Source organism: Larsenimonas suaedae (assembly GCF_023712105.1).
Lineage (GTDB): Bacteria > Pseudomonadota > Gammaproteobacteria > Pseudomonadales > Halomonadaceae > Larsenimonas > Larsenimonas suaedae.
On record NZ_JAMLJI010000001.1, the window covers coordinates 479,766 to 501,488 of the forward strand.

Annotated in this window: 20 protein-coding genes; 5 read left to right on the top strand and 15 right to left on the bottom strand. The window is 57.7% G+C overall.

All coding sequences use genetic code 11. From position 1 onward, the window contains the following. Positions 1–80: 80 nt before the first annotated feature. On the bottom strand, positions 81–1,043 hold the full coding sequence (locus NAT49_RS02265; RefSeq protein ID WP_251589992.1) for a DNA-binding protein: 963 nt from the start codon (positions 1,041–1,043) through the stop codon (positions 81–83). Positions 1,044–1,309: 266 nt separating this feature from the next. Between NAT49_RS02265 and NAT49_RS02270 the strand changes: the two genes are divergently transcribed. Then, the gene (locus tag NAT49_RS02270; RefSeq protein WP_251589993.1) at positions 1,310–2,467 is read left to right on the top strand and encodes a tyrosine-type recombinase/integrase; all 1,158 of its coding nucleotides are present in this window, start codon (positions 1,310–1,312) and stop codon (positions 2,465–2,467) included. Positions 2,468–2,548: 81 nt separating this feature from the next. Next, positions 2,549–2,959, top strand: a complete 411-nt coding sequence (locus tag NAT49_RS02275) for a SufE family protein (RefSeq protein ID WP_251589994.1) — start codon at positions 2,549–2,551, stop codon at positions 2,957–2,959. Between the two features lie 9 nt (positions 2,960–2,968). On the opposite strand, the gene yidD is transcribed toward NAT49_RS02275, so the two are convergent. From yidD to NAT49_RS02305, 6 genes are all read right to left on the bottom strand, one after another. Further along, positions 2,969–3,265 (bottom strand): membrane protein insertion efficiency factor YidD, encoded by a 297-nt coding sequence (gene yidD / locus NAT49_RS02280; protein WP_251589995.1) that lies wholly within the window; start codon positions 3,263–3,265, stop codon positions 2,969–2,971. Continuing rightward, positions 3,243–3,701 (bottom strand): phosphoribosyl-AMP cyclohydrolase, encoded by a 459-nt coding sequence (gene hisI / locus NAT49_RS02285; protein WP_251589996.1) that lies wholly within the window; start codon positions 3,699–3,701, stop codon positions 3,243–3,245. Before hisI ends, yidD begins: the two co-directional genes overlap by 23 nt. A gap of 21 nt (positions 3,702–3,722) precedes the next feature. After that, entirely contained in the window at positions 3,723–4,544 is an 822-nt protein-coding gene (locus tag NAT49_RS02290) for a metal ABC transporter permease (RefSeq protein ID WP_251589997.1), read from the bottom strand. 11 nt (positions 4,545–4,555) lie between these two features. Next, on the bottom strand, positions 4,556–5,284 hold the full coding sequence (locus NAT49_RS02295) for a metal ABC transporter ATP-binding protein (protein WP_251589998.1): 729 nt from the start codon (positions 5,282–5,284) through the stop codon (positions 4,556–4,558). A gap of 3 nt (positions 5,285–5,287) precedes the next feature. Beyond that, positions 5,288–6,256: a metal ABC transporter solute-binding protein, Zn/Mn family gene (locus tag NAT49_RS02300; protein ID WP_251590000.1), complete on the bottom strand. Its 969-nt coding sequence runs from the start codon at positions 6,254–6,256 to the stop codon at positions 5,288–5,290. A gap of 79 nt (positions 6,257–6,335) precedes the next feature. Then, positions 6,336–6,779 carry a transcriptional repressor gene (locus NAT49_RS02305; protein WP_251590002.1) on the bottom strand — a complete coding sequence of 148 codons (444 nt, stop codon included), beginning with the start codon at positions 6,777–6,779 and terminating at the stop codon, positions 6,336–6,338. 370 nt (positions 6,780–7,149) lie between these two features. Between NAT49_RS02305 and NAT49_RS02310 the strand changes: the two genes are divergently transcribed. Beyond that, complete coding sequence (locus tag NAT49_RS02310; protein WP_251590004.1) at positions 7,150–8,460, top strand: dicarboxylate/amino acid:cation symporter; 1,311 nt, start codon at positions 7,150–7,152, stop codon at positions 8,458–8,460. Between the two features lie 399 nt (positions 8,461–8,859). Next, complete coding sequence (locus tag NAT49_RS02315) at positions 8,860–9,408, top strand: DUF1161 domain-containing protein (protein WP_251590006.1); 549 nt, start codon at positions 8,860–8,862, stop codon at positions 9,406–9,408. Positions 9,409–9,515: 107 nt separating this feature from the next. Here the strand turns inward: NAT49_RS02315 and NAT49_RS02320 are convergent, their stop codons facing one another. The 4 genes from NAT49_RS02320 to gorA form a co-directional block, all read right to left on the bottom strand. Then, on the bottom strand, positions 9,516–9,911 hold the full coding sequence (locus NAT49_RS02320; RefSeq protein ID WP_251590008.1) for an ectoine synthase: 396 nt from the start codon (positions 9,909–9,911) through the stop codon (positions 9,516–9,518). A gap of 95 nt (positions 9,912–10,006) precedes the next feature. After that, a complete protein-coding gene (gene ectB, locus NAT49_RS02325) occupies positions 10,007–11,272 on the bottom strand; it encodes a diaminobutyrate--2-oxoglutarate transaminase (protein ID WP_251590010.1) in 1,266 nt (421 codons plus the stop codon). Between the two features lie 74 nt (positions 11,273–11,346). After that, positions 11,347–11,922 (bottom strand): diaminobutyrate acetyltransferase, encoded by a 576-nt coding sequence (gene ectA, locus NAT49_RS02330; RefSeq protein ID WP_251590012.1) that lies wholly within the window; start codon positions 11,920–11,922, stop codon positions 11,347–11,349. A gap of 194 nt (positions 11,923–12,116) precedes the next feature. After that, on the bottom strand, positions 12,117–13,481 hold the full coding sequence (gene gorA, locus NAT49_RS02335) for a glutathione-disulfide reductase (RefSeq protein ID WP_251590014.1): 1,365 nt from the start codon (positions 13,479–13,481) through the stop codon (positions 12,117–12,119). A gap of 127 nt (positions 13,482–13,608) precedes the next feature. Between gorA and can the strand changes: the two genes are divergently transcribed. Continuing rightward, entirely contained in the window at positions 13,609–14,262 is a 654-nt protein-coding gene (gene can / locus NAT49_RS02340; RefSeq protein ID WP_374708802.1) for a carbonate dehydratase, read from the top strand. Between the two features lie 3 nt (positions 14,263–14,265). Here the strand turns inward: can and msrA are convergent, their stop codons facing one another. The 4 genes from msrA to NAT49_RS02360 are packed head-to-tail and all read right to left on the bottom strand — an operon-like array spanning position 14,266 to position 21,572. Then, the gene (gene msrA, locus NAT49_RS02345; RefSeq protein WP_251590018.1) at positions 14,266–14,892 is read right to left on the bottom strand and encodes a peptide-methionine (S)-S-oxide reductase MsrA; all 627 of its coding nucleotides are present in this window, start codon (positions 14,890–14,892) and stop codon (positions 14,266–14,268) included. A 3-nt stretch (positions 14,893–14,895) separates the two neighbouring features. Beyond that, on the bottom strand, positions 14,896–18,783 hold the full coding sequence (tamB, locus tag NAT49_RS02350) for an autotransporter assembly complex protein TamB (RefSeq protein ID WP_251590021.1): 3,888 nt from the start codon (positions 18,781–18,783) through the stop codon (positions 14,896–14,898). Beyond that, complete coding sequence (gene tamA / locus NAT49_RS02355; protein WP_251590023.1) at positions 18,783–20,594, bottom strand: autotransporter assembly complex protein TamA; 1,812 nt, start codon at positions 20,592–20,594, stop codon at positions 18,783–18,785. The genes tamB and tamA overlap by 1 nt, the downstream gene beginning before the upstream one ends. A 39-nt stretch (positions 20,595–20,633) precedes the next feature. Continuing rightward, positions 20,634–21,572: a hypothetical protein gene (locus NAT49_RS02360; RefSeq protein ID WP_251590025.1), complete on the bottom strand. Its 939-nt coding sequence runs from the start codon at positions 21,570–21,572 to the stop codon at positions 20,634–20,636. Positions 21,573–21,723 lie beyond the last annotated feature (151 nt).

Here is a 21,723-nt window from a genome sequence, read left to right on the forward strand (position 1 = left end):
ATTGTACCGACACGGACTTGCAGACCCGCGGGGCATTTTTGTATCCAGCATCGGCATCCCCCGCCGTGTGAGTTCCTGGTCTAGATGTAAGGCGGCAACGTCGTCCGTGAAAGGCGCTCCTGCAGAACGCGGAGCTCGGTCTTGATACGGGCGTTTTCCCGCTCCTTTTCATCGAGCAGTTTGGTCTGGCGCTGTTCGCGCTCGCTGGTTTCGCGAAGGGTCTGCTGAGCCTGCTGAGTTTTCCATTCCGCCTCGCGTGCCTTGCGCTCCTCATTCTGGGCGTTCTGGCGCATGGCTTCGAGCTGCTGATTGAGCCGATCGATGCGCTCCTCGAGTTGATCCGTCTTGCGACGCGTCTGTTTCTCGATGTCCGTTTTTTCCTGGCGAGCAGCGTCGAGCAGTTGCATCAAGCGATTCTCGGCCGTTTCGTGACGGCTTTCTTCCTGCGCGAGCTGTTTCTTGCGCGTCTCTTCCATCTGGGCAACAACGTGCTGGTGATCTTCCTCCTGCTGAGTGCGCTCCTTGCTCAAGGCCTCGATCTGCTCATCGCGCGTATCTAGGCGCGCCTGCAGGTCATCAATGTGCTTGCGCGCCTGAGCCAATTCGTGATCGCGGTGGGCGAGTGCCGTGGTCTTTTCTTCAAGCCGCGCCTGTACCTGATCGAAGCGCTCGCCGAGTGCACTGAGACGTTGCTGCGCGTCTTCGGTCATCCGCTTGGCCTGGCCTGCGTCAGTGTGGGCCTCTTCGATGCGTTCATCGGCCTGCTTTCGATAGAGCGCCAACGCCTCGAACGCCTCTTCCTGTGCCTGTTGCCACAGCCCGTTAAGGGCTTCTTGAAGGCGGTCGGGCGGTGACTGGGGCAGCGGCTGATCCCGGTTTTCGGTGCGCCGTGTCCGCCACTCCCGAAGGTGGTCACTGATGGTGGTGAAGCTCCCGGTGCCAAGCGTTTCACGAATGCGCTGAACGCTTGGCGACTCGCCGCGTTGCAGCAGTGCCTCGATGGCGCGCTGCACATCGTCGTAGCTGATCCCTGCTCGAGCCATGGTGAGTAACTCCCTGATCCCTGCGTTGTCATTTATGCCTGCTTTATACGCCGAGAATAGCCGAGGTCCGTCGTAAAATAAAGGTTTTTACGTATTACGTAATATGTAAAATACACTACGAAGTACAATTAAAATTCAAGATTACGCGGCTTATCTTGAGTTTATCGGGCCGAGTGACTTAGTGTGGGTATCAAAACTAAAGCAGGGCAAAAAGCGCCCTGAAAGAGCGTGTTAGAGGGAACTCGATGAGCGTAAGAGGAGAGGGCGTGGGCGATAGGACCTTTGCACCGCTTGAGGTGAGTAACGAGCAGGCGCTGATGACTGGCACAAGGGGTGCCGGTACGGAGGGATCAGGGCTTGTCGAGGCCAACAACGACCGGGAAGCCGTGCTTCAGTGGCTGCTCGAGTACCGCCAAAGCCCGAAAACCCTGCGTCATTATCGCAAGGAGGCCGAGCGCTTTGTGCTGTGGCTGGAAGCGCAGGCGCTGACGCTTAACAACCTTAAGCGGTCGCACATCGACGCGTTCGATCGATTTCTGGAAGATCCGCAGCCGGCCTCGGTGTGGGTTGGGCCGACTCGCCCGCGTCATCATCCAACGTGGCGCCCGTTTCGGGGTGGGTTATCGCCTGCGAGCCGGCGTCAGGCGCTGGTGATCCTGCAAAGTTTGATGAGCTGGCTTCAGCAGGGCGGCTGGGTTCGCCACAACCCGTTTTCATTGATTCGAGACCGAGCGCGCCGATTCAACAACAGCGCACGCCCGGTGGAGCGCTACTTCGAACGCGATCAGTGGGCTCAGATTTGGACGCGGTTGAATCGTCCGCACGCAGAGCAAGGTGATTCACGCGAGCGCTTCGAGGCGCAGCGCCTGCGGTTCATGTTCGGGTTTGCCTACCTGTTGGCGCCACGCATCAGCGAGATGAGCCAGGCGCGCATGAACGATTTTTTTCTGCATGAAGGTCAGTGGTGGTGGCAAGTGGTGGGAAAGGGCGATAAGTGGGCACGCCTGCCGGTCCCCGCCGATATGATGGCGCTACTTGGGCAGTGGCGGGCAGCACTTGAATTGCCGCCGGAACCTGGCCCAATGGAGGATGCGCCGGTGCTGCGCGCACTGGATGGCAAGCGGGGGCTCAGTGACAATCAGCTCTACCGGTTATTCAAGCAGGCCTACTCAGCCCTTGCCGATGAACTCGACGCATCAACCCCAGATGAGCAGCGCCTCGTGCAGCGGCTTCGAGCCGCCACACCACACTGGTTGCGCCATACGTCGCTGACGCATCAGGCGCAGGCCGGCATCGAGCTTAGATACCTCGCTCTGAACGCGCGCCACGCGCGTCTTGAAACCACGGCGCGCTATCTCCACGCCGAGAGCGATGAGTGGCAGCAGCAGCAGAGCCGTCATGGTCTGACAACGGACGTACCGTGATTCGATGCGCCTTACGAGTGGCACGCTCGTCGAGTTTGCCAACGCCCGTTATAATGCTCGTCACGCGACCAAGGAGATGTCATGAGCACGAGTGATGCGCAGCAGGAACTTATCGATGAATTCGAGATTTTCGACAATTGGATGGATCGGTACCAGTATCTGATCGACATGGGCAAGGCGCTGCCCGAATTTCCCGACGCGCTTAAAACCAGCGACACTCGAATCGAAGGCTGCCAATCCCAGGTCTGGATTCACGAGCAGCTGGAAGACGGGCGGCTGCATTTTCAGGCCACCTCCGACGCCGCTATCGTTTCCGGGCTGATCGCGGTATTGATGCGGATCTACAACGATCGAACGCCGGCTGAAATCATGGCAACCTCAACGGATTTCCTGCAGGCGCTCGGATTGGATAAACACCTGTCGCCCACGCGCAGCAATGGCCTGCATGCAATGCTTGACCACATCTACCAAAGTGCGCGCGTGCACCAATAACCCAGGCGTTCAGTGCCGGTGAGTGCTATTGCGCTCACCGTTCGCGGGCGGCACCGGATCGATGCCGCCCTCATGCCAGGGGTGGCATTTTGAAAGACGCTTCAAGGCCATCCAGCCGCCCTTGAACGGCCCATACTGCGAGATTGCCTCGAGCGCGTAACTCGAGCAGGTGGGGTAGAACCGACAGCTGGGCCCAGTCAGTGGGCTGATAAAAAGCTGATAGCCCCTGATCCCTTTCTTGAAGACCCAGGCCAACCCGATCTTTGCAGTGTTCCAGGCGCGCTCAGCGATCCTTTCGCTGGCCATAAAGGGTCTCCGGATCGACGTCGGGCGCGGTGGTGATCGTACTGTCCGTACGATCAAGCTGATGATAGAAGCAGCTTTTGCGCCCGGTGTGACAGGCCGGACCCAATTGATCGACCAGCAGCAGAAGGGTATCGCCATCGCAATCAAGATGAGCGGATTTGAGCACCTGCACCTGGCCGGAAGACTCGCCCTTGCGCCAGAAGCGCTGACGCGAGCGCGACCAGTAGCACACCCGGTGTTTCTCGAGCGTTTCAGTCAATGCATCGCGGTTCATCCAGGCCATCATCAGTACTTCCCGGCTATCAAACTGCTGAGCGATGGCCGGAATCAGGCCGTCGTCGTTCCAGGGAATGGCGTCCAAAAGTGTATCAGTAGTGGTTTTGGTGCCGGGCGCGGACTTTTCGAGCGCGCGAAAAAGCGCGAGAGACGAGGGCATCTGACTTCCTGTAGGTGGTAATTAACTGCGCAAACGTTTTAACAGCAGGGAGAAAAAATAGCTGACACCACAGACTAGAACAATGGTCGCACCCGAAGGCAAATCCGACACCCACGAAATGCCCATACCGATGAACACGAACGCACCGCCGGCGATCGAGGCAAACAGCATCATCTTGCCGAGCGAGCCGACGTGATGGCCGGCGAGCGCCGAGGGCAGGGTCAGAAGGGCAATGACCATGATCAAGCCAACCGCCTGCAACAAGATGACCACCGTAATCGCAACCAGACACAGCAGCAGCAGGTAGAGCGCCTTGGTTGGCACGCCGCGAAGGCGCGCGAATTCGTCATCGAAAATGACCGCGGTCAAGGGCTTGTGCACAAACAGTAAAAGCGCACCAATCACTGCAACGACGAGCGCTAGAAGCGGCGCAAGCCCGGACGGCGTCAGCAGAAGGTTGCCGAACAGATAGCTGGTCAGATTGGTTGCGTAGCCGGGCGTCTGGCTGATGAACAAGACCCCGGTGGCCATGCCAACGGCCCAGAACGCGCTGATGAGGGTATCTTCGTGATCGGCCTGATTGAGGCTGATGACCCCGATGATCAAGGCGGAGATGATCGCGCAGATAAAGGCGCCAAGAATCGGTGAGGCGCCAAGAAAGTAGGCAATCCCCATGCCCGCAAGCACGGTGTGCGCGATGCCGCCACCAAGGTAGCCAATACGCTTGACCACGACATACGGCCCGACAAGCCCGCCGGCCGCGGCCGCAAGTAGTCCAACGATCAGGGCGTTCAAGAGAAACGACTGGTGCGCGAGGGCGTAGAAGAAATCCTGCAGAGCCAAGGTGATACCCATCAGTGGTGGTGGTGAACCATTTGTACCTGTTCACCGTAGAGCTGGTTGATTGTGTCGGCTGTCACGGCCTCGGTCGGATGCATGATCAGCTGTTTATTGAGACACGCGACCCGATCGACGTAGTCACTGATAAAGCCCAGATCGTGCGAGATGACCATGACGGTCATCTCGCGCTTGAGCTCGCTGAACAACTCGAAAAGCGTCGTTTCTCCATCCCGGTCGACGCTTGCCGTCGGCTCATCGAGCAGCAGAATGCGGGGCTCTGCGGCAAGTGCCCGGGCAATCAATACCCGTTGCAGCTGTCCGCCTGACAGGGCATCCACCGGTTTATGGCGCAGGTGGTCGATGCCGAGTCTCTCAAGCGTGGGCGTGATCGAGTCGCGGTCGCGCCGCCGCCAGGGCAGCAGCATGCGCCCGCGCTTCAAGCGCCCCATCAACACGACATCTTCAACACTGATCGGAAAGGCGCGAGCAAATCGAGCGAACTGAGGCACATACCCAAGCTGCCTCGCCGCCTTTCGAGGCGAGGTGCCAAGCACCTGTACCTCGCCGCTCTGTGGCGGCAGCAAGCCCAGAATCAGTCGAAGCAGTGTGCTTTTACCGCCGCCGTTGGGGCCAATCAGCCCCAGAAATTCGTGGGGCTGAACATCGAGGCTGACATTTTTAAGGACATGCTCGGTGCCAAACGCAAAGGAGACCTGGTCGAGCGAGATAACGGGTTGGCTCATCGATTATCCGTCTTGATTCGAAAAGCCGCGCTTCAAGGCATCGGCAATGTGTTCGAGGTTGCTCAGGTAGTCGGGGCTCAACGGGTCGATCGCAACCACCGTGCCATCGATTTCATCGGCAAGCCGTGACGCGATGCGCGTAGAGAATTGCTTTTGAATGAAAATGGTATGGATGTTCTGGTCATGTGCGGTCTTGATCAGTGCGTTGAGTGCCTGAGGCGTAGGTTCACGGCCGTTGAGTTCGATGGGAAGCTGGTTGAGCCCGAACCGGTCGCCGAAATACCCGAACGCCGGATGATAGACCATGAAGCTTTGCCCCTTGTATGGCGCAAGCTCGCGCTCAATCGAGTCTGTGGTGTGCTCGATCTTCTGGATCAGCGCCTGTTCGCGCGCCTCGATGGCCTCAGCCTGATCGGGCAGGGCATCGCTCAAGGCATCCGCGGCAGTCTGTGCCATGACGATCATATTGTCGGGGTCAAGCCAGACGTGGGGGTCCGGCTGCCCTTCGTGATGACTGTGGCCGTGGCTTGCCTGATGCTCGTCATGATGGGCATGTTCATGCGCGTCATGTCCGTGGCTTTCGTGGCTATGCGCGCCATGTGCATCAGCGCCGCTTGCAGACTCGGCGTGGGCTTCGATGGCGCGCTTTTTAAGGCCTTGATCGAGATGAAAAACCTTCATCTCAGGCGCACGTTGCTCGAAGCGCTCAAGCCAGGCCTGCTCGAACGGGACGCCGATAGCGAAGTAAAGCGTTGACTGCGTAAGCGTTGAGAGTTGGCGAGGTGAGGGGGAAAAGTCCTCGGGCTCTTTGCCTTCCTCAACCAGCGCCTGAACCTCGACCGAATCGCCGCCGAGCTGCTCGATCAGCCATTTTTCGGGCAAAATGCTGGTCGACACCTGAAGCGGTGCGGCCATGACGGGCAAGGACGTAACAAAAAGGGCAGTGCTTACGACAAGGGCTTTAACATTCATGCGGGCGATCCGGTTAGAGTGGCTGACGATGCGTACGCAAATGTTATACTATAACATTGTTGGTCAGTACAATGCGCCGTCAGTGGCATTGACGGCACAGACCCAGTAGCTCAATGGTCTGCCGTCGAATTGAAAAGCCATATTCGGACGCCACGCCGTCAAGATGTTCAGACATGCGCTCGTCGTGAAGCTCCTCGACGTTGCCACATTCCTGACAAATCATCAGCTGAAACCCGCGCTTGTGATCGGGGCACGGGCACGCTACATAGGCATTAAGGGATTCGATGCGGTGAATAAGCCCGAGTTCCAACAGAAAATCCAGCGCCCGGTACACCGTTGGCGGTCGCGCCGAGGCATGCTCCTTTGCGAGCAGGTCGAGGATATCGTAGGCCTTGACGCCTGAGTCCGAGCCGGCAATCAATTCAAATACGCGCTTTCTGATCGCGGTGAAACGAACGCCCTGGTCCGCACAGCGCTGCTCGGCCGCGGTCAGCATGTCCTTCAATGAATGAGCATGAGTCATTAAATAAAGCCACCGGTAGATCGGGAAGAAAAACGACGGGTGATAACATAACATCTCTCGTGCCGTCAGCACACGCTATGCTCTGAACGTCGTCGGCTTCAAGCCCAATCGGAAACCCTGGCGCGCCTGGTTTCAAGGCGGTACGACCCGCTTGCCGCAATGCACTGCCTGACGCGTCCATGGTGTTCATTGACCGTCTTTTGACCAAACCGTTCATGTGCACGGTGGTGATCCATACGCCCGCCGGTATTGACGGTTGACCCGGGCGCGCATCGATAATACGCGCATTCACCGCGTGGCGGCGCGGGCGCATGCCGGGCGGTGTGTGTGGCCCGCGACGCGCTCATCATTTACTTATCAAGGCGTTTAAATGAAGTCACTCGTTCGAGTCTATCTCGACTCCTCTTTGATTCTACGTGTCACCATTGCTCTGGTGCTGGGACTTGGCGCCGGGTTATTGGGGGGCGAGACCTTTGCTGCCTGGGTGGCGCCACTGGGCGATTTGCTGCTGCGCCTTTTGCAGTTTCTGATCGTACCGATTGTATTGTTCACGCTGATTGTGGGCATCAATCAGGCCGAACTCGGGCGTCTTGGGCGCATGGGCGGAAAGGTTTTTGTCTACTACGTGGCGACCTCGGCAATGGCGATCGTGATCGGGCTTGCCGTCGCGTCAGTGCTCTCACCGGGCAGCGGCATGCAGCTTGATGACAGCGCGGCTATTTCAGTGCCTGAAAATCCGGGCATTGTCAGCGTGCTGCTGTCGATCGTGCCCGACAATATTGTCTCCGCGATGGCCAAGCCCAACCTGTTGGGCATTATCTTCACCGCCTTTGTGTTTGGCATTGCGCTTTTAAAGCTTCGGCAGTACGGGGCGGCAACCAGGGGCGACGCGTCGAGCGCTCATGGGGTCAACGAAACGTCCGATGGAAAGCGCCAGAGCGAACTTGCGGAAAAGCTTTATGTGGTGATCGAGGGTTTGAACGCGGTAACGATGAAGGTGATGGCGGGGGTGCTGCACGTCGTACCCATTGGCGTGTTTGCCATCGTGACCGGTACGGTTGCCAGGCAGGGATTTGGCACGATTCTTTCCCTTGGCAACATGGTACTGGTGCTCTATTTGGCATTGGCCGTGCATCTGGTGTTTTATTGCCTGCTGATGAAAGGGTTCGGAGTGCGACTTGGGGCGTTTTTTCGCGAGGCACGTACGCCCATGGCAACCGCATTCGCCACCCAGAGCAGCAGCGGCGTATTGCCATTAACGCTGAACGCGGCTCAGCGCCTTAAGCTGCCACGGAGCCTTTACGCCTTCAGTCTGCCTCTTGGAGCAACCGTCAACATGGACGGCGCCGCGATTCGGATTGCAATCTCGGCGGTTTTTGCAGCCAACGTGGCGGGCATTCCACTTGATCTCACCAGCATGCTCGAGATCGTTCTGATCGGTACACTTACCTCGATCGGCACCGCCGGAGTCCCGGGGGCTGGAATCGTGATGATCGCCACGGTTTTTGCACAAGTTGGCCTGCCGATCGAGACGGTGGCGCTTTTGACGTCAATCGATGCGCTGGTTGGCATGGGTTGTACCGCGCTTAATGTCACTGGCGATTTGACCGGGAGTGCGATCATCGCGCGCACCGAAGCTCAAACCGACGATGAGGCTTATTCGGCGGATTCGATGTCGTAAATCTCGAGCACTATGGCCCAGTCACTGGCGTGTTTTGCCAGTGACTGGGTCACTTGAATCGTAACGGTTAATGGAGCCACGTTGAGCCGGACTGACTGTCGGGCTGGATTGACTGACGAATCCAGCGTGAGTTGCGCAGGGCACAATGATCATGAATATGGGGGGAGCAGCCAGCCTAGGTAGAGTAGATACCCAGAGAATCTAATATGTGTTAGATGCTTTGCAATACTATATTTAACATAATATATATTATGCGAAGTTATCAGGCGGCCATGTTCTGTGCCGAATCGCTTGTTACCTGTGCGTTTGGCGCGGTTCGGTCAAATGCCTGGCAGTGAACTGTGGCAATGAAATCGGGTCATGGTAAGGTCGAGAGGAATTTTCTGGAGGAAAATGAACATGCGCTACCTCATGCGAATGGCGCTATGTGTTGGATTGAGTTTCAGTGCACATACCGTTTTCGCGTCATGCGAGACGACCATCGATATGATTGCCGGCAAGATTCACGAGAACGGCGTGCCCTACAATCAGTTCAGTCTGCACGCCATCCCGGCCGCTCAAGCTGAAAACGCAGAAGGCACCATTGTCGGACGCTGCGGCAATAATCGGCTTCGTATCCTCTATACACGCCATGCCCCGAAGGCTCAGGCCGAACATGGGCCCGAGTCCGAAAGCGCCATCGAGGCGCAAAAGGAAGATGCATCACGCCCGGATGCACACTCGTCGAACGCACCGGCTGCGACCGAACCCTCGGCGTCAGCGCCTGACGATACTTCCGAGTCATCAACTCGTCAGCATGGCACTTACAAGGCCGCGCCTTCCCAGGATGCCGGGCAGCGATCGGATGATCTGACTCGCCATAAAAATACGGCGTCAACGTCCAGTGTCCCCAAAGACAAGGACATTTTCGAAGACGGCAAGGATGGCACGCCCTGGTATCTCAAATAAGCTTTTGTTGGATACACAGTGGATCGACAAAAGAAAACCCGCCGATTTGGCGGGTTTTCTTGTCTGGCCAGGAAATATCTCAGACCAGGTTTCTGTAGGCAGCCGATCTAGGCGTCGGGCGCGGCATAGGAGCCATCGTCTCTATGAATTTCACGGCCGGTCAGCGGCGGATTGAACACGCACGCAACCGTCATGCCCTGCTCCTTGCCTCTGAGCCAATGCTCATCGTGCTGATCCAACAGGTACATGTCGCCTGCCTTGATGGTGTACTTCTTGCCATCGGCAATGGTTTCGACCTCGCCCTCGCCTTCATAACAAAACACGGCTTCAATGTGATTCTTGTAGTGAATGTGGGTTTCTGTCCCCGGATAAATTCGGGTGATGTTGAATGAAAACCCACAGTTATCGTCGGCAAGCATCAATCGTGTGCTGTCCCAGTTGCCGTTTTCCGCTTCAACGAACCGTTCTGAATTGCGGCATTGTTCCAGGTTTCTAACAATCACGAAGTACCCTCCAGGTCGTGGCGCTTAAGCGCCGTCGATGTCGAAAAAAGCGTCAACCATGTTGCCGGCGTTTATCGGTTGCCGACCCTATTGATTTATGCAGCCAAGGCGTCCTTGACACTGTCTTCAAGAATATCGAGCGCCTTTTCGAGCTCATCTCCCGTGATCGTCAGCGAACACAGACATTTAATGACGTTGCCGTCGTGACCACAGGTTTCAATAATCAGCCCTTTCTTGAACGCACGCTTGGTGATCTTGTCGGCCATCTCGCCGGTTTTTACATCGAGTCCTCGCATCAGGCCTCGGCCACGTTCACTGGCTGGGTGCCCGTGATCGCTGATCAGGCTGGCGAGTTTCTGATAGCGCGTCTTGACGATCTCACCCTTGCGCTGGATGTCTTTTTCAAAGGTGTCGTCTGACCAGTATTTCTTGAGCGCCGCCGTTGCCGTGACCATGGCGAAGTTGAAGCCACGGAAGGTGCCGTTGTATTCGCCGGCCTTCCAGACATCAAGATCGCGGCGCATCAGGACCATGGCAAACGGTAAGCCAAAGCCTGAAATCGACTTTGAATTGGTGATGATGTCGGGCTTGATGTCGGCGTGCTCAAAGCTGAAGAACTTGCCGGTACGACCGCAGCCTGCCTGGATGTCATCAACAATCATCAGGATGTCATGCGCTTTACATAGGCGTTCGAGTCGCTGCATCCATTCGATCGAGGCCACGTTGATGCCGCCCTCGCCCTGTACCGTTTCGAAAAAGACCGCCGCGGGCTTGTCCAGGCCACTCGATGAATCGGTCAGGGCCTTTTCGAGGTAGTCGAGGGTATCTACGCCCTCACCCAGATAGCCGTCATAAGGCATGAACTGAGCACCGATTGCCGGAAGTTCGGCGGCCTGACGGAACTTCGAGTTCCCGGTAGTTGCAAGTGCACCCATGGTGACACCGTGGAAGCCGTTGGTGAACGTGATGATGTTCTTGCGACCCGTTGCGTGGCGTGCAAGGCGGATAGCTGCCTCGACCGCGTTGGTGCCGGTAGGCCCCGGTAGCTGAATCTTGTAATCCAGGCCGCGTGGCTTGAGCAGGATCTCCTCGACCGTTTTGAAGAACTGGTATTTGGCATCGGTCCACATGTCCAGCCCGTGCACGATACCGCCGGACTGAATATAGTCGATCAAGGCCTTTTGAAGATCCGATTCGTTATGACCGTAATTCAGGGTGCCCGCTCCTGCCAGGAAATCCAGATACTCATTGCCGTCGGCGTCCCAGATTCTGGCGCCTTGGGCCTTGTCGAAAATGACCGGGAATGAACGAGAGTAGGTACGAACGTTCGATTCGATATTTTCGAGATACTGTGTATCCATAGCGATATAAGCTCCTGAAAGTGATTCACGAAATAAGATCGATCTATACGAGATGCTTCCTGTGACGGACTGGCTCAGATAGCGCTGGGGTCGAATGGCCCGATGCGCACCAGATTTTCCGGGTCATGCTCCCCGCCCAACTGCTCTTCCGAGAAATACTCGCGGCTGTTAAGCGGAGCATGCCAGCGGCGGGCCAGCTTTTTGAAAAGCCCCCACGATGCGTCATTGTCCGGAGTGATCGTTGTTTCCAGATGATGTACACCTTCCTGACTGGGGCGCTTGAGCACGGTCTCGATCAGTGTCGGGGCAAGGCCCGTGCCGCGTGCCTTGGCACCTACAGCAACCTGCCACAGGAAAAAGGTGTCGGGGGCGTTACTTTTAACGTAACCGGACACGAACCCAACGATTTCGCCGTCTTCTGTTGTCGCCACGGCGCAAGTGTCACGAAACTGCGTGGCCAACAGGAGATACGCGTAGGCTGAATTTACATCCAGCGGCGGGCAGGACTTGATCAGCTCATAGATGGCCCAGCCGTCGTCAGTTCCGGGTGAGCGTATGAGAAGTGGGGTCTTTCCTTCGATGATCGTTTCCGCACCGCCCTGTCGATTCAGGTCGCGTGACGAGGTAAAAGTCTGTTGTGATGTGTCCATGCCGTTCGTCGTAGATGAAGGATTAAGCAATAACCATAACAATGAGTTATCGGCTTATCAAATTTTTTTGTTATGGTTTGAATTTTTTCCCATAAAATAAAATTATCCATTGTGCCGGGTTCTCGTGTACTCCTAAGGTCTATCCATAAAAAAACGCCGCATGAGCGGCGTTTTTTTATGACGTGCTTCGTTTGTCAATGGCGCGTGACGGAACGCATGGTCACGAATTCCTCGGCACTGGTCGGGTGAATTCCAACGGTTGCATCAAAATCGGTCTTGGTAAGTCCGGCTCGCACCGCGATGGCCATGCCCTGAATCAGCTCTCCGGCCTCATCACCGACCATATGAACACCCAGCACCTTGTCGGAAGCGTCATCGACGATCAGTTTCATGAAGCAGCGTTCATCACTGCCTGACAACGTATGTTTCATCGGTTTGAAATCGGCGGTGTAGATCCGAATTTTTTCAAAGCGCTCGCGAGCGCTCTCTTCACTTAGGCCTACCGTACCAATGTTGGGGTGGCAGAATACGGCGGTCGCCACCTTATCGAGCTCAAGTGCCGGCAGCGTGCGCTCGTCGCTGAAATGCCACTCGACCAGGCGCATGGCCTCTTCAAGCGCCACAGGCGTCAGCTCTGGCCCCTCGATCAGATCACCGAGGGCCAGAATCGACGGTGTGGAGGTCTGATAGTGCTCATCAACGGCCACCTTGCCCGAAGGCGTCATGTCGATATGAACATTGTCGAGCCCGAGCCCGTCGAGATTGGGCTTACGCCCGGTGGCACCCAGGACAGCATCTACGGTGAGCACGTCGCCGGTAGTCAGCGTGACGTCAAGTTCCTGACCGCGTGCATCGATGCGTTCGATGTTGGTCTGAAAATGCAGGTTGACGCCCTTCTTGGCCATTTCATCGCGCGTGAACTCGCGCACTTCATTATCAAAGCCGCGCAGGAAGAGATCGCTTCGATAGATCAGATGCGTCTCTGCGCCGAGTCCATTGAAGATGCTGGCGAACTCGACGGCGATATAGCCCCCGCCCAACACCAGAAACCGCTTCGGAAACGATTCAAGGTCAAACACTTCGTTGGAATTGACCACGTGCTCCTTGCCCGGAAACTCCGGCACCCATGGCCAGCCGCCGGTCGCCAGCAAAATCTTTTTCGCCGTGTGACGTGCGCCGTTGACCTCGACTTCATTGGGTCCGATAACCGTTGCCCGGCCATCGATCAACGTGACGTCGGAGTTATCGAGCAGTTTGCCGTAAATGCCGTTCAACCGCTCGATCTCACGGGTCTTGTTGTCGCGCAGTGTCGCCCAATCAAAGCGCGGCGCGTCATCGAGGCTCCAGCCATAGCCTTGGCTATTTTTGAAGTCGCTCTGAAAATGCGCGGCGTAGGAATATAATTTTTTGGGCACACAGCCTACATTGACGCAGGTGCCACCGAGGTAGCGGTCTTCGGCCACGGCAACGCGGGCGCCTTTCGAAGCCGCCGTGCGCGCAGCGCGTACACCGCCCGAACCGGCACCGATAACAAACAGGTCGTACTCAAAACTGGACACTAATAAAGCTCCCTGATGGATAGTTGTGTAGTCACGGATCAACTACAGACGTTCGATTTGGGGGTCATTATACTAGCTGTGCAATTCACTCAAGACGTATTAAGGGCTAAAACCGATGAGCAAAAGCATTTCTCCTGATATTCAGAAGCTATTGGAACAAAATAGAAAATGGTCAGAGGAGATGCAGACGCAGGACCCTGCCTTTTTCGAGCGCCTATCCAGGCAGCAAACCCCCAAGTTTCTCTGGATAGGCTGCAGTGACAGCCGGGTGCCGGCCAACCAGATCATTGACCTTCCGCCGGGAGAGGTGTTCGTTCACCGAAACGTGGCCAATATCCTCCATCACAACGACATGAACGCCCTGTCGGTGATCCAGTACGCAGTCGATGTACTGGGCGTCGAACACATCATGATTGTTGGTCACTACGGTTGCGGGGGGGTCCGAGCGGCGCTGGATGGGGATGAATGCGGCATCGTCGATTACTGGTTGCACTCGCTGAGACAGCTCAGCGCCATGCACCGCAGCGAACTGTCACCGCTACCGATCGAACAGCAGGCCGATCGTCTGTGTGAACTCAACGTTATGGCGCAGGTCAGCAATCTCTGTTCAACCAAAATCGTTCAGCGCGCCTGGGCACGCGGTCAGAACCTGTCGATTCATGGCTGGTGCTATAGCCTGAGCAATGGCCAGGTCAAGGATCTTGAATGCTCACAAGATAGGCTCGATGAAATCGATCAGCTCTACCGATTCGACTTCATCAAGCCCGTTGGCGACGCCTAAGCCCTAGGCAATCGGGCAGCTGACGCCAGTGCCCTTGAGACCGCAATACCCCGCTGGATTCTTGCTCAAGTACTGCTGATGCTCCGTTTCAGCAAAGTAGAATGTCTCCAGCGGTTCGATCTCCGTGGTCACCTTGCCCACTCCCGCCTGATCCAGCGCCCGTTCGTACTCACGGGCGCTGGCCTTGATCTTCTCGAGCTGATGGGCGTCGGTGTAATAGATGACCGATCGGTACTGAGTGCCGACATCGTTACCCTGACGCATGCCCTGTGTCGGGTCGTGGGACTCCCAGAAAATACGCAGGAGCTCGGGCAGACCGATGATGGTCGGGTCGAATACGACACGCACCACTTCTGCGTGGCCGGTTCGCCCCGAACACACTTCCTTGTAGGTAGGGTTCGGTGTCAGGCCGCCGGCATAACCCACCGCCGTGACCCACACGCCTGGCGTTTGCCAGAACAGCCGCTCGGCTCCCCAGAAACAGCCAAGTCCCAGCACGATCTCTTCATGGCCGCTTGGATACGGTGAAACGATCGAACGCCCGTTGACGTGATGCTCGGTAGCCACCGGCATTGACGTATTCCGGCCGGGTAAGGCCGTTTCGGCGGTCGGCATGGTCGATAGACCCATATCTCATTCCTCCGTGCGTTGCTCGGCAGGCGTTTTTGCCTTGCCAAGACTGAATGTATAGATCAGATCCAGCGCCTGGTTGGTGCCGGATACGGCTTCCAGATACAGGCTCTGGATCAATTTGTAGCGAAGCGTCAGCTCGGCAATGGAGGAGAACATGCCAACGCCGTAGCTGACTTTCAAGCCATCGAACAGATAGCCACTGACAACCACCTGGCTCGAGTCGCCGGAACCTGCGGTATCGAGTGTCAGATCCTGGATGCCGAAATTTTCGCCGAGCGAGCCGATCGCGCGCCCACTCTGGGAGACAGACAGGCCGATCAGCGCCGAGGCGAGCGCGTTGTCGCTGTCCCCTGAGTCGTCCGGTGCGCGCCCTCGCAGCAGATAGGAAAGCGCGGCCGTCTCGTTCATTTCAGGGTCGGAAAACACCTGAATGTTGGGTTGACTGGCACTGCCGGTAACCTGAAGTCCGACAATGATATTGTCGTCTTCAATGGTCTCGGGGTCACGGATGGCCCTGAAATCCAGATACGGCTCGGCAGGCGGCCCGTTGAAGGTAACCTTGCCCTTGCGAATGATCAGGTTCTGGCCGTAGGCCTTGAAGCGGCCGCCACTGAGGTCAATGTCGCCCAAAAGCTGCAGCGTGCCGCGGCTTTGGCGAACCCTCAGCGTACCGTTGAGGTTGGAGGCCAGGCCGTAGGCGTTCAGAGTAACGTCGTTGCCGATAATGACATTGACGTTTACATCCAGGTCCATCCCCGCCTCTTCAAGAGCCTGCCCGGTGGCCCAGTCTGGAAGCTCACCCTGTTCGATGGCCTGATCCGTCCGAGCGGCTTCCTCGCGGGTCAGAATCACTTCATCCTTGGACGGCGATACCGCGGAAGGCGGCAAGGCGTCGACCTCGATCCGCCCCCAGGGAATGCGTACGGTCCCACCGATGGCTAGACGTTCGGGGGTGGCCTCCACCTGGAGATCCGGCGCGACGCGAACGCGCCCGTAAGCGGGAAGCGATGCCAGAAGCGGTTGGTCGGCGCCATCGAGCGTGACTCGGGCGTCCCAGTTGCCGCTTTCTGGCCAGCTAGCCTGCCCGCCCAGGTCCCATGTAGCGTCGCCGGACGTCAGTGCGCCGTCGAGGGTGCCATGATCCCCCTGCAGGTTCATCGCAACCCGGGCGTCGTCCAGTGCAACCGGAATATCCCGGCCGCTGACTCGAACCTGATCAAGCGTCAGCTGACCATTGAGTCGGGGCGCGATCGTCGAGCCTGACAATGCCACTCGCCCGTTGAGTTGCCCTTTTAGCGTATCGAGCTGCGCTGCCAACGGCTGATAGGGCTCGAGCTGGAGTCGGTCGACCGTCAATGACCCGTCGAGGCTCCGCGTCTTCATCGGATCATCGACATTGACCGTAAGCCCGAGTTTTCCCGCCTCGGAAAGGTCAAGGTCAAGGTCGGCACGCGCCCGGGATTGCGTGGCATCAAGACTCAATCGGGCCCGGGTTTGAGGCAATTGCCATGGGCTACCATCGGCGGCCTGGCCTTCAAGGTCCAGCGTGGAGCGAAGCTCGCCATCGGCCTGCCATCTCGTGGCCTGGTTCTGCCAGGCAAGATCGATGTTGCCAAGGGTGGTGCCGCTGGCCTGCCAGCCATCAGGCAGTGCGCTGTTGGCAACGCTCATGGGAATATCATTGAGCGAGAGCGTCATGGCGCCCTTGTCAGCACCAAGGTCGGCCGCCTCGGAAAGACACAGCGAGCCCCCCTGCTCACGCACGAGACAGAACGGTTCCAGGTGAGCCCGCGACTGATCAAGGCGCACGGTGGCGCGCAGCGGCTCATTGAGCGCAATTCGATCCCCGCGCGAAAGCGTTGTGGCAAGTTGATCGATCGTTGCGGTATAGCGCTGCTTGAGCTGATCGAAGTGCCCGTCCAGATGGCTCGACAGCGCATCGACTGCGTTATCGGGCCCGCCCTTGGCATCGAGTGCAAGCTGGTGGTCGCTCAATCGGCCGTCAAGCGTCAGCGCAATGCTTGACCAGATTTGTGCGCCGGTTTGAAGCTCGTCAAGCGACAGGTCCACATCAAGTCGCGGGTTGGTCTTGCCGGAGCTGGTGGCCGACAGGCCCAGCTGACCGATCGACAGGGTGTTGAAAGCAAGTGACTGACCTGCAAGACGTGCCTTGGCAACCGGCTTTTCGGCGCTACCGGAAAGCGCAATGGAGCCATCGAGGCGGCCAGCCAGCGTCGGCAGAAGCGTACTTAGATCCGGGGCATTGATGGTCGCATCGAGGTTGTAGGTATTCGAAAGCGTTCCCTTGGCCCGGACACGGTTCGGGCCCTGACGCAGGGCAAAGCGCTCGATGTCCCAGTGCATGTCGCTGTTACCGGAAAGCGCGGTATCGAGCTGGAACGGTCGATTCTGGACCGTTCCCGTAAGCTTCAATCCCGGCACATCGACCGACCATGGGCCTTCCGGCTGCTGGGTAAATTCGACCTTGCCCTGACCGTTCAGGCTTCCGGAAACGGACGGCGTCAGGGCGCCAAGATCAAGCGAGGCGAGATCGAGCGTTGCGCGGGCAGCGATGCCCTTGGCCCACGAAAGGGTTCCCTCACTGGAAAGCCGGCCCTTTGGCGTTTCAAGGCGAAGCGTCTGCCAGTCAAACGAGGTTGCATTGCCACTGCCCCGGGCATTGAGTGCCAGAGAGCTGACTTCCGGGCCTGCGCCCTCTCCATCAATTGCAAGGCGATAGCCGTCAAGGTCGCCTTTCAAACTGGTTGTGAGGGTGTCCAGGGTATAGACGGGCACACCCTTGAATGGCCACTGGGTCTTCTGCGCGGAAAGTGTTATATCAAACGGCAAACGTGGGGCCAGCATGTCGGCATTGCCTTTGGCGCTTGCGGTCACGTCGCCTTCGGCCTTGAGCGTCAGTGAGGCATCCGAGGCGTCGCCCGTGAGTGACAGCGCCAGGCTCTGGCCGGTAAATGGTGTTGCGTTTATCCGGCTGTCGATGTTAAGCGCCATCGGGTAGTTTTCAGAAAGAGTGATCTCGCCGTTGATGTCGAGCCGACCTTGTGGGGCCTCCAGGTGCGCGCGCTCGATGTTTATGTGGCTGTCGCGCGTTTGAACGGCAAGTTCCAGCGCCTCGATCGTCTGGACTGGGGTGTCGGGAGCGCTCGTGATACGAGCATTTCTGACGGCCAGAAACGGTAGATCGATATCGACCGGCAGCACGATGCCTGGTAGGTCAATACGATCCGTCGATGGCTCCTGATCCAGCGCCTTGAGCGGGTTATCAATGGCGCCGCCCGTGTTGGCCGGCGCGGGCGCAGGATCGGTCGATGGCGTGACGGCGGTTGCGTCGTAAAACGGGTCGACAAGCTCGGTGCGGTCGATATGAATCGTATGGCCTTCAAACCGCAGACCTGACGTGAAGCGTGCCCAACCAAGCCGCGCGCCGTTGGCAAGCGTCACGTTCAGCTGATCGACATCGAGATTACGAACCTCCAACGGAATGGGCGTCGAGAGTCGCCCGTCGCCGTTCGATGCCTCTTCCGCCTCGGGCGCCTCGCTCGGTGCCGGCTTTAATGTGACGTCGATGTTTTGGCCGGTCAGATCATCGATGCACAGCGCGCCGCTGGTCAGACAGTCGCTTGACCAATCAAGGCGCAGCGTCTCCGCGCGCAGGCTAAGCCCTGCCGTTTCTAGCGATACTCCGGTAAGGGTCAGATCGTCCAGCGGCGCGCCCGAGACCGATTGATACTCGATCCAGCCTTTTGACTTGGCGTAACCCAGAAGCTGTTGGGTGCCCCACGGCGACAGCGCAAGCCCCAGGCACAGACACACCAAGGCGATAAGGCTGATCAGTGTCCAGAAAACGCCCTTGAGTACCTTCTTCATCAGAATTCAGGCCCTATCGCAAAGTGAATATGTACGCCGGAGTCGTCTTCATCACCGATGGGCTTGGCCAGATCGAAACGGATCGGGCCGACCGGTGAAATCCAGCGCACGCCGATGCCGGCGCTGTGTTTGATGTCATTGGGCCACCATTCATCGAAGGCGTTACCCGCATCGGTGAATACCGCACCCCACCAATCGCCGGTGATTCGGCGCTGATATTCGGCGGTACTGGTCAACAGATGCTGACCGCCGAGCAGTTCGCCGTCGTCATTTTCCGGGGAGAGGCTTTCGTAGTCATAGCCGCGAAGGCTGTTGTCGCCGCCGGCAAAAAAGCGTAGCGACGGGGGAATCTGATCGAAGGTGTCGGTGGCTGTTGCACCGACAGTCACGCGGCCGACAAAGCGGTTATCCGTGCCGAGGCTCGTGATCCACTGTGAGCTGAGTCGCGTTCGGACAAATCTGGCATCGGAGCCCCAGGCGGGATCCGAGACCTCGAACAGTGCGTCCTGACGGTTGCCGTGCATGGGAAAGCGCTGGTCGTCGACGGCGGTACGGCGCCAGCTGACGCCGGGCACCAGAAGGTAGACCGTCGCGTCTTGATCGGCCTGGGTAAAATCTTCACGGGTAGCGCGTACATAGACGCGCTGGTGCCAGCCGTTGGAGAACTTCCATTGGCGGGCAAGCGCAATCGAGCTTTCAAAGCTTCGGGTATCTTCGTTGTCGATCTTCTTGAGCCCGTAAGGAATTTCCCAGCTGTCGCGCAGGGGGTTGTCCAGCGGTATGGAATAAAGCCCTTCGAACACGGTTCGAGGCGCAGAGAGGTAGAGCGAATTGTTCCAGCTGTCGCCTCTGGAGTTGACCCAGGGCTGATCCCAACTGAAGCGAAACCTCGGCCCGACGTCGGTGGCGTAGCCGGCTCCGACTTCGAAGCGGTGCCGGTCGGCAGGCACCAGATTGACATCGATTGGTACCTCGGCATCACTGGGCGGCCGGATGTTACCGTCCTGTCGGGCGTCAGCGCTCGGTGACTGCCCCAGTTCCGGCGTACCCGGTGAAGCGATCGTTGTGTCCTCTTCGGCGGTATCAAGTCTAGGGGCGACGGTGATGCTCTTGAACCATCCCATCTGGGACAGGCGCTGATTGTAGGTGGCCAGGTCGTTGGTTTCGTAATACTCGCCTTCATGAAACGGCATCATGGCTCTCAGACGATTTTCATCGATCTGGCTGCCGGAAATGGTGATGTCGCCATAGCGATAGCGAGGGCCAGTGTCCATCGACAGGGCCACGTTGGCTTGGTGGGCCCAGGGGCGAATTTCAAGGCGGTGCGTCACAAAGCGCGCATTGAAGTAGCCGCGCTGAAGCGCCATGTTCTGAAGTTTGGCCTTGAGCCCGTCGTAATCGGCGTGATGAAGCGCCTTGCCCTTTCGGGCCTTGAGCGTACTGCCATCGATCAAGCGCTTGAGTGCATCATCGTCCGCTCCAGCACCGCTTAATTCGAGCCAGAGGTGATTCAGCTTCACAGGCGTTCCAGGCGTTACCCGAACGGTGACGTCATCACGGTTTTCAAGGGTGATCTCGAGCTCGGCCGAGTAGTAACCGAACGCGTGCAGCGCCTTTTGCGCCTTGTCGGCCACCTCCGCCTTGTAGCTTTCAAGGCGCGCGTTTTCAGGAATGGAGATTGGCGCCAGAAAGTTGGCGATATTGGTGGCCGGAGCACCATCGATGCCCTTGACCGAGGCATCGAGTGCGTATGCTGAAGCCGGTAGCAGCGACAGAGCGAGTACGGCCGGCCCGGCGTATCTGCCCCACATTGCTGATGACATCCTGGTCATGTGTTGTCCGTTCTTGTCTTAATTGTTTTGTTGAAGCCTGTTGACCTCGGTAATGAGCTGGGCAACGCGGCCGCTCAGCTGGCGACGGCTATCGTCCAGTCGATCCAGACGCGTCTCGATGGCGTCAAGATCGGTATTTGGTCCTTCATTGTTTGGCCCTTCATTGGCCGCGCGGAGTGCTGTGATGTCCGAGGATTGGGCGTCAAGCTGGTTGGAAAGCTGAGCCATGGCCTTTTTTTGTTGAGCCAGGTCCTTTTGAAGCTGTGCCAGCTCGTCCGGTGCTTTTTGGCCTTTTTCCAGTTCGTTAAGGCGGCGTTCAAGGCCCTCGAGCTGTTTGGAGAGGCCACTTTGACGCTTGACGTCTGCTTTTAGTTCATTGAACGATTCACTTTGCTGCTTTTGCCGATCCTGTAGACGCTCAAGGCGCTCGCGCTGGGAGGTGTCGGCGGCCACCATGGCGCCTTGCTGATGCTTGAGCGTTGTAAGCGTCTGGGTATATTGGTCGATTCGCGCCGATTGCGCCTCATTTTGCTTTTCAAGGCGAGCGCGCTCGCTTCGAGCATGCTCTTCGGCGGCCGCTACGTTGGACGCTGAAGCGAACTGCTTGTGCTGAGCGCCAAGCGCCTCGACGTCCTGTTCAAGCTGGGCCGTGGCACTGGCCTGCTGCTCGAGTTTTTTGGACTGGGCGTGCATGCGTGTAATGACGTTTTCAGCGTCGGTATCGGAACTATCGCCCAGGGCGCTTTGCAGTGCGCCAAGCTGAGCCTGCGTCTCGGTGAGCTGGCGGTGTTGGTAATAGAAGCCACCGGCCGCACTCAGGGTGATCACGCCAAGCACTACCCAGATCAAGGCCTTTCTTGAGGACGACGCGCCTGAGCCGCTGTCACCGCACGCCGGTTTGCGCGAGGACGATGTGTTCGAGGACGTTTTATCGTTGGGGTCGGGCACTATTTGCATGTCTGTTCCGTCGTGATTCGGCGGCCGGGCAAGGATAGATCAGGTGTTTTCCACTAGATCAACTACAAAGACAAGACTAACACGCCACAGTTCGCCATTCAGGTTGGCGTGAGCTTAAAAAAAACGGGCTCCAAGGGAGCCCGTTTTGATG

Excerpts from the sequence above, each read along its gene's own strand:
- NAT49_RS02265 (WP_251589992.1), bottom strand. The coding sequence starts at position 1,043 with ATGGCTCGAGCAGGGATCAGCTACGACGATGTGCAGCGCGCCATCGAG.
- NAT49_RS02300 (WP_251590000.1), bottom strand. The coding sequence starts at position 6,256 with ATGAATGTTAAAGCCCTTGTCGTAAGCACTGCCCTTTTTGTTACGTCC.
- NAT49_RS02275 (WP_251589994.1), top strand. The coding sequence starts at position 2,549 with ATGAGCACGAGTGATGCGCAGCAGGAACTTATCGATGAATTCGAGATT.
- msrA (WP_251590018.1), bottom strand. The coding sequence starts at position 14,892 with ATGGGTCTATCGACCATGCCGACCGCCGAAACGGCCTTACCCGGCCGG.
- tamB (WP_251590021.1), bottom strand. The coding sequence starts at position 18,783 with ATGAAGAAGGTACTCAAGGGCGTTTTCTGGACACTGATCAGCCTTATC.
- NAT49_RS02305 (WP_251590002.1), bottom strand. The coding sequence starts at position 6,779 with ATGACTCATGCTCATTCATTGAAGGACATGCTGACCGCGGCCGAGCAG.
- NAT49_RS02315 (WP_251590006.1), top strand. The coding sequence starts at position 8,860 with ATGCGCTACCTCATGCGAATGGCGCTATGTGTTGGATTGAGTTTCAGT.
- ectB (WP_251590010.1), bottom strand. The coding sequence starts at position 11,272 with ATGGATACACAGTATCTCGAAAATATCGAATCGAACGTTCGTACCTAC.
- NAT49_RS02295 (WP_251589998.1), bottom strand. The coding sequence starts at position 5,284 with ATGAGCCAACCCGTTATCTCGCTCGACCAGGTCTCCTTTGCGTTTGGC.
- yidD (WP_251589995.1), bottom strand. The coding sequence starts at position 3,265 with ATGGCCAGCGAAAGGATCGCTGAGCGCGCCTGGAACACTGCAAAGATC.
- tamA (WP_251590023.1), bottom strand. The coding sequence starts at position 20,594 with ATGTGGGGCAGATACGCCGGGCCGGCCGTACTCGCTCTGTCGCTGCTA.
- ectA (WP_251590012.1), bottom strand. The coding sequence starts at position 11,922 with ATGGACACATCACAACAGACTTTTACCTCGTCACGCGACCTGAATCGA.
- hisI (WP_251589996.1), bottom strand. The coding sequence starts at position 3,701 with ATGCCCTCGTCTCTCGCGCTTTTTCGCGCGCTCGAAAAGTCCGCGCCC.
- NAT49_RS02360 (WP_251590025.1), bottom strand. The coding sequence starts at position 21,572 with ATGCAAATAGTGCCCGACCCCAACGATAAAACGTCCTCGAACACATCG.
- NAT49_RS02310 (WP_251590004.1), top strand. The coding sequence starts at position 7,150 with ATGAAGTCACTCGTTCGAGTCTATCTCGACTCCTCTTTGATTCTACGT.